This is a genomic window from Streptomyces sp. NPDC006872, assembly GCF_040635845.1.
Taxonomy (GTDB): domain Bacteria; phylum Actinomycetota; class Actinomycetes; order Streptomycetales; family Streptomycetaceae; genus Streptomyces.
The window spans coordinates 1-2029 of record NZ_JBEYIL010000054.1 but is presented as its reverse complement, the minus strand read 5'-3'; the positions used below and the strand labels follow the sequence as shown (position 1 = coordinate 2029).

Sequence of the window (2029 nt, the reverse complement as noted above, 5' to 3'; positions counted from 1 at the left end):
GGGCAGACGATCGGACTCTCCGCCGGTCGCCCCGCATAACCGTCCGGATACGGGTGAACTGCCCGGACCTGAAAGGGTGCTGACGTGGGCCGGGTAAGTCTGTGCAGAATCACTGAACGACGACGGCGGAACCGAGGGGCAAGTTGGACACCATGCAGATAGCGGACGGACCGGCCCCGGCCCTTCCGGCTGCTTCTGTTCCGGTGAACGGACCCGAGGGCGAAGACTTGGACTGGGCGTCGGTTGACTGGCGGCGGGTCGAGGAAGACGTACGGCGTCTGCGGCAGAGAATCTTCACGGCATCGCAGGCAGGGGACTTGAAGAAGGTCCGCAATTTGCAGAAGCTGATGCTCCGGTCCCGCTCCAACACGCTCCTGAGCGTGCGACGGGTCACAGAGATCAACGCGGGACGCGCGACGGCGGGAGTCGACGGAAAGGTGGTGCTACTTTCCCAGTCCAAGGCCGCATTGGCCCACTGGGTTCAGCACCGTGCCCGGCCGTGGATTCCCAAGCCCGTCAAGCGGGTGTTCATCCCCAAACCGGGGACCACGAAGAAGCGCGGACTCGGGATTCCCGTGATTGTTGACCGGTGCCTGCAAGCTGTGGCATTGGGAGCACTGGAACCCGAGTGGGAAGCGCGGTTCGAGCCGAAGTCGTACGGCTTCCGGCCCGGCCGCGGCTGTCACGACGCGATCGGGGCCATCTACTCCACGCTCAACGGGAAGAACCCACAGCGTGCGTGGGTACTCGACGCGGACCTGACGGCGGCGTTCGACCGCATCGATCACGCCCGGCTCATGGCCGCTCTCGGCACCTTCCCCGCCCGGGGACTGGTCCGGCAGTGGCTCAAGGCCGGGGTTGTTGATCGCGGCCGGTTCGCCCCGACCGAGGAGGGAACTCCGCAGGGTGGGGTGATCAGCCCGTTGCTCTTCAACGTGGCCCTGCACGGAATGGAGGAAGCCGCAGGGGTCCGCTATTACACCACCGGCAGAGATGCCGGGAGCGCGCAAAGCGGTAGCCCTGTACTGGTGAGGTACGCAGATGATTTCGTCGCGATGTGCACCAGCCGTGAACAGGCCGAGCAGGTCAAAGAACGGCTGGCTGCATGGCTGACGCCCAAGGGACTCGCCTTCCACGAGGACAAGACACGAATCGTCCGCGCGGATAGCGGATTCGACTTCCTGGGATTCAACGTCCGCCGCTATCACGACAAACTGCTGATCAAGCCGAGCAAAGCGGCTCAGAGACGGATACGGGAACGGCTCAGCACCGAAATGGTGGCCCTGCGAGGGGCCAACGCCGGTGCGGTACTCAAGAAGATCAACCCGATCGTGCGGGGTTGGTCGGCCTACTACCGGACGGTGGTGTCCAGCGAGATCTTCACGGCGCTGGACAATCACATGTGGAAGCTCGCTTACAAGTGGGCCAAGCACAGCCACCCGAACAAGCCGAAGCACTGGATATCCGACAAGTACTTCGGCCGGTTCAACAGGTCCAGGAAGGACCGGTGGGTGTTCGGTGACCGCGACAGTGGCGCCTACCTGCTCAAGTTCTCCTGGACGAAGACAGTCCGGCACCAACTGGTCAAGGGGAAGGCGTCCCCGGACGACCCTGCCCTGGAATCCTATTGGGCTCACCGGCGACGCAAGGGAACCCACCTACCAATCGACGCTATGACCGTGCGTCTACTACAGGCACAGCATGGCCGTTGCCCGATCTGCGGAGGACTCTTGCTGCACGCCGACCACCCGCCACAAAGCCCGCAGGAATGGGAAGCGTGGCGGGCGGTCATCCGGAAGGCGATCTCCAAGCAATACATCGCGTTTCCGGACGGCAGCACGTCGGACAGTCAACGACTCCGTCTCCTCCACACCCATTGTCAACGGCGGAATAGAGCCGCCGAGATGACAGATCCAGCACTTTTGCCTGCCGACGAGCCTTTGGGGCTTGCTTGAGCCGTGTGCGGTGAAAGCTGCTTGCACGGTTCTGAGGGGGCGGGGACGCAGTAATGCGTCCCCGCTACCCGACT

Annotated in this window: 1 protein-coding gene; it reads left to right on the top strand. The window is 63.6% G+C overall.

Annotation, left to right across the window (positions count from 1 at the left end; all coding sequences use genetic code 11):
* Nucleotides 1-152: 152 nt before the first annotated feature.
* A complete protein-coding gene (gene ltrA / locus ABZ725_RS52465; RefSeq protein ID WP_358809464.1) occupies nt 153-1955 on the top strand; it encodes a group II intron reverse transcriptase/maturase in 1803 nt (600 codons plus the stop codon).
* Nucleotides 1956-2029: the final 74 nt, after the last annotated feature.